The organism is Streptomyces recifensis (assembly GCF_002154615.1).
GTDB classification, from domain to species: Bacteria; Actinomycetota; Actinomycetes; order Streptomycetales; family Streptomycetaceae; genus Streptomyces; species Streptomyces griseoluteus.
Genome location: NZ_MUNH01000519.1, coordinates 1 through 4596 on the forward strand (window position 1 = coordinate 1; position 4596 = coordinate 4596).

Annotated in this window: 6 protein-coding genes and 1 pseudogene; 3 read left to right on the forward strand and 4 right to left on the reverse strand. The window is 73.7% G+C overall.

Translation table 11 applies throughout. From position 1 onward, the window contains the following. A partial coding sequence (locus CCN33_RS24655; RefSeq protein ID WP_107483985.1) for a class I SAM-dependent methyltransferase occupies positions 1 to 591 on the forward strand: 591 nt, incomplete at its 5' end. A 15-nt stretch (positions 592 to 606) separates the two neighbouring features. On the opposite strand, the gene CCN33_RS24660 is transcribed toward CCN33_RS24655, so the two are convergent. From CCN33_RS24660 to CCN33_RS24670, 3 genes are all read right to left on the reverse strand, one after another. After that, entirely contained in the window at positions 607 to 1188 is a 582-nt protein-coding gene (locus tag CCN33_RS24660) for an Rv1733c family protein (RefSeq protein WP_086695681.1), read from the reverse strand. Between the two features lie 69 nt (positions 1189 to 1257). Then, positions 1258 to 1977, reverse strand: a complete 720-nt coding sequence (locus CCN33_RS24665) for a ferredoxin reductase (protein WP_244173925.1) — start codon at positions 1975 to 1977, stop codon at positions 1258 to 1260. 52 nt (positions 1978 to 2029) lie between these two features. After that, a complete protein-coding gene (locus CCN33_RS24670) occupies positions 2030 to 2635 on the reverse strand; it encodes a sulfite oxidase-like oxidoreductase (RefSeq protein ID WP_086695683.1) in 606 nt (201 codons plus the stop codon). A gap of 172 nt (positions 2636 to 2807) precedes the next feature. On the opposite strand from CCN33_RS24670, the gene CCN33_RS24675 reads away from it, so the two are divergent. Further along, complete coding sequence (locus CCN33_RS24675; protein ID WP_086695684.1) at positions 2808 to 3578, forward strand: GNAT family N-acetyltransferase; 771 nt, start codon at positions 2808 to 2810, stop codon at positions 3576 to 3578. On the opposite strand, the gene CCN33_RS24680 is transcribed toward CCN33_RS24675, so the two are convergent. Next, positions 3575 to 4015: a MarR family winged helix-turn-helix transcriptional regulator gene (locus CCN33_RS24680; protein WP_086695685.1), complete on the reverse strand. Its 441-nt coding sequence runs from the start codon at positions 4013 to 4015 to the stop codon at positions 3575 to 3577. The two genes, CCN33_RS24675 and CCN33_RS24680, sit on opposite strands and share 4 nt — an antisense overlap. 132 nt (positions 4016 to 4147) lie before the next feature. Between CCN33_RS24680 and CCN33_RS24685 the strand changes: the two are divergent. Continuing rightward, positions 4148 to 4596 (forward strand): annotated as a pseudogene (locus CCN33_RS24685) (hypothetical protein); the annotation flags it as partial.

Genomic DNA, 4596 nt, shown 5'->3' on the forward strand with positions numbered 1-4596 from the left:
GTGCTGGACGCGGTGGCGAAGGCGCTCGTGCCGTCGGGGCCCTTCGAGGACGGGCTCGACCTGTGCTGCGGCACCGGGGCCGGCCTCGCGGTGCTGGGCGGGTTGTGCCGCCGGAGTGTCACCGGCGTGGACTTCAGCGCCGGGATGCTCGAGGTGGCCCGGCGCGGGCTGGGGGAGGACGTCGCCCTGGTGCGCGCCGACGCTCGCGCGCTGCCCTTCACGGCCGCCTTCGACCTGGTCGTCAGCTTCGGCGCGTTCGGGCACTTCCTGCCCCGTGAACTGCCCGGCCTCTTCGCCCAGGTCCACTCGGCACTGCGGCCGGGCGGACGGTTCGCCTTTCCGGTCCTGGCGCCGCCCCGGCCGTCCAGCCCCGCCTACTGGACGCTGTTCGGCTTCGACGCGGTGATGCGGGTGCGCAACGCCGTGTGGCGACCGCCGTTCGTCATGTACTACCGCGCGTTCCGCCTCGGCGACGTGCGCCGGGAACTGGGGTCGGCCGGGTTCACCGTGGAGCTCCAGCCCCTTCCGGAGTTCGGTCTGCGTGCCGACGGCAGCCCCCGCGCCCGGCTGGTGACGGCGCGGCGCGGGTAGCGGGTACGGCGGCGCTCACGCGCGCCGTCGCGTCCAGGCCGGGCCGGTGCGCGCCCAGGCCCGCTCCCACTCGGCCAACCGGTGCCGCAGCGCGATCCGGCGCTCCACCGCACGTGCCAGGAGCACGATCGCGGCAGTGCCCCCCGCCACGCCCAGTCCGACTCCGACCGTGTGCTGCCAGACCGCCACGTCGTTCGGCGGCGGCGCCACCATCCGGCCCCGGCTGTCGAACCACACGGTGACCGTGTCCCCGGCCCGCGTCCCGGCCCGCACGTCGGCGACGGCGGTACGCGTCCGCCGGCCCGGCTCCGTCCAGCGGACCTCGGCCCGGTAACCGTGGCCGCGATCGCCGTGCACGGTGGGCCGCGACGCGGGACGGCCGGCGACCACGGCCCGTACCGGCTCTCGCTCGGCCCGCTGTTCCTCCGCGTGCGTCCGCGCGCGGTCGTAGGTGACCAGCCCGGCCACCATCCCCGTCAGCGGCGCGGCCACGCAGAGCAGGACGGCGACGGTCACCACCACCCAGGCCTCCACCACGTCCGACCGCCGCCGCAGCGGATTGTGCCGCCGACGCGGGCGGTGCGACCGGGTACGCATGTCCACACCCGTCCGATACCCAGCCCGGCAGCCCTTCGCGCATCCCGCGCCCCGCGAGCTGTCGGCGGCTCAGCCGAAGCGCTCGATGCGGATACGGTCCACCGCCTGACCGGCCGCCACGAGGAGACGGGAGGCGTGCTCGGCGAAACCGTTGGAACCGCACACATAGGCTTCCCACCCACCGGGGGGCTGCTCGGCCAGGAGCGGCGCCACATGTGCGGCCGACATACGTCCCACCGGCACACCCGTCGGAGCACTCCGGGTGAACACGGCCGTGGTCTCCGCGCCCAGTTCCCCGGCGTAGATCAGTTCCTCCGGACCGCGCGCCGACACCAGCATCCGCAGCGGCACCGACAGGCCCCGGGCGCGGTGGTGGCGGACCATCGACATCAGCGGGACGATCCCGGAACCGGCCCCCAGCAGCAGCGCCGGACGGTCGCCCGGCCAGGCGAAGAAGCCGCTCAGCGGCCCGCGCACCTCGATGGAGTCACCGGGCCGCGCCACCGTGTGGAACCAGCCCGAGACCTCGCCGTCCGGCACCCGGTCCAGAGTCAGCTCGATGTACCCGGACTCGTCCGGCGCGGAGGCGATGGAGTAGTGGCGCTGGGCCACGTATCCGTCCTCGGCGGTCAGCCGCAGCATCAGGTGCTGGCCCGGCAGGTGCCCCGCCCACCGAGGCACCGCCAGCCGGAACGTCGACGCGTACGGCGTCTCCCGCCGCACCTCGGTCAGGGTGGCCGTCTGCCACGCGGCCGCCACCTGCTCGCTCACCGCGATACGGCCGGGCACCGCGAAGCGGGCCGGGGGAGCGGAGGGCGTCCGCGGCGTCCCGTGCGTCTGCTCAGTCACCGCTGTACCGCTGTTCCTCCCACGGGTTGCCCCGCTCGTGATACCCGTTGGCCTCCCAGAAGCCCGGCTCGTCATGGTCGAGCAGGGTGAGGCCGGCGATCCACTTCACGCTCTTCCAGAAGTACAGATGCGGCACGATCAGGCGGGCGGGACCGCCGTGCTCCGGGGCCAGCGGGACACCGGCCTGGTCCCAGGCGATCCAGGCCCGGCCGCCGGTGAGGTCGGTCAGCGGGAGGTTGGCGGTGTACCCGGTGTGCGAGCGGGCCAGTACATGGGTGGCGGACACATGTGGCCCCACCACGGCGAGGAACGCGTCCAGCGAGACCCCGCCGAAGCGCACACCGAACTTGGACCAGCCGGTCACACAGTGGATGTCACCCTCGTACGCCGAGCCGGGCAGGGCGTGCGCCTCGTCCCAGTTCCAGGTGTGCGGGCGCTCCACCAGGCCGTCGACGCGGAAGGACCAGTGGGCGGGCGTGAGGTCGGGGGTGACCTCGGCGGACAGGACGGGCCAGTCGTCGCCCGCGTCGTACTGCCCGGGAGGCAGTCCGGGACGGGAGACGCGCCGACGGCCCGTGAAGCCTCGGGTGACGTTCATGGCTCAACCGTACGCTCCCGCCGCGGGCGCCCCGCCCCTGGTCAGTGCCCCGGCGCGCGACCTCGGCCACACTCCGGACCCCCTCGGGAATAGCCGCCCCGCCGCCGCACTTGGGGACAAGTGCCGACGCGCCGCCGCGCCGGTGCAGGGCGAGCGAAACGAGGACCCGAGGATGCCCGAGGCGTACGTCTCCACGCGGTACGACGGCCGGGAGGCCGACACCCCGGCCGGCGCGGCCCCCGGCCCCGCCGGGACGACGGTCCCGCACCCGCTCGACAACGCCGCCCGCGCCTCCCTCACCGGCCCGCACGCCCACTTCGCCGAGCGGCACGGGCGGGTGCTCCGGTACCCGGTCGAGGTCTCGCCCTGGCTGGCCCTCCCCGATGAGCCCGGGCCCGCCGACTGGGCCGGGATCGCCGCGCTCGCCGGACCCGGCGGCGAGGTGCCCCTGCTCGGTCACCGGGGCCCGGCCCCGCAGGGCTGGGAGATCACCTTCGACGTGGCCGGTGTGCAGATGGCGGACGACGGCGTGGCCGGCGCCCCGGACCCGGAGGCGGTGCCGCTCGGCCCGGCCGACGTCCCCGAGATGCTCGACCTCGTCGCGCGCACGCAGCCCGGCCCGTTCATGCCGCGCACCATCGAGATGGGCACCTACCTCGGCATCCGGCGCGACGGCGCGCTGATCGCCATGGCGGGGGAGCGGCTGCATCCGCCGGGCTGGACCGAGATCAGCGCGGTCTGCACCGATCCCGCCTTCCGGGGCGAGGGCCTGGCCACCCGGCTGATCCTCGCCGTCGCGCACGGCATCCGCGAGCGCGGCGAGCGCCCGTTCCTGCACACCGGCGCGGGCAACACCGGCGCCATCCGCCTCTACGAGTCCCTGGGCTTCCGGCACCGGCTGGACACCCGGTTCTTCGGGGTACGCGTCCCCCTCGGGTCCTAGCCGGCCTCCTGTCCGGCGGACCCCGCGTTGTACCGCTCCAGGTAGGCCGCGAAGCGGACCAGGTCGTCCTCCGGCCAATCGGCGAGCCGTTCCCGGAAGGCGGCCCGGCGGCTCCGCGTCACCTGGGCCAGGATCTCCTCACCCGCCTCCGTGAGATGGAGCACCTGCACGCGGGCGTCCTCCGGGGAGAGCCGCCGCTCGATCAGCCCGGCCCGCTCCAGCGCGCCGACCTGGCGGCTCACCGTCGACTTGTCCAGCGCGTAGTGCGAGGCCAGGTCGGTCGCCCGGCAGCCCCCGCGCTCCTCCAGATGCCCCAGCAGCGTGTACGACACCAGCGAGAGCTCGGGATGCATGCGCCCCGCCGAGGCGCGGGCCCGGCGCGCGAACGACGTCATCTCCCGCTGGATCGTCTCGACGGCCGCGTCCGCCGCCGTCATGCGATCACCTTCGCCATGAGAACCCCTTCACGGAACTCCTCCGACCTGTTCTCCGACCTGTCCGAACGATTCTGGTTGTATAGTACAACTTGAACGTGAGTTGTATAAGACAACCATTGGAGGTTCCGGTCGATGAAGTCACCGGCACTGCGTCATGTGCTCACGCACCTGATCACCCCCCTGCTGATGTGCATAGGTATGGGGCTCGCCTATATGGGTGCCTTCGTCACCCCGGAGCCCCATCACATGCCGGTGGCCGTGGTCGGCGCCGGGCCCGAGGCCAAGGTCTTCGCGCAGACGGTGAAGGACGCCGCGGGCGACAAGCTCGACGTCCGTACCGTCTCCTCCCGCGCCGACGCCGTCGCGCTGGTCGAGCACCGGGATGTCACGGGCGCCTATGTGCCCAGCGCACACAAGCCCGAGCTGATCGTGGCGAGCGCCGCGTCCGACATGGGTGCCACCGCTGTGGAGAAGGTGTTCACGCCGGTCGCCGCGCAGCAGGGCACCCCCCTGAAGGTCACCGACATCGTCGAGCCGGTGTCCGACGACCCCACCGGCCAGGGCCTGTTCTTCCTGCTGAT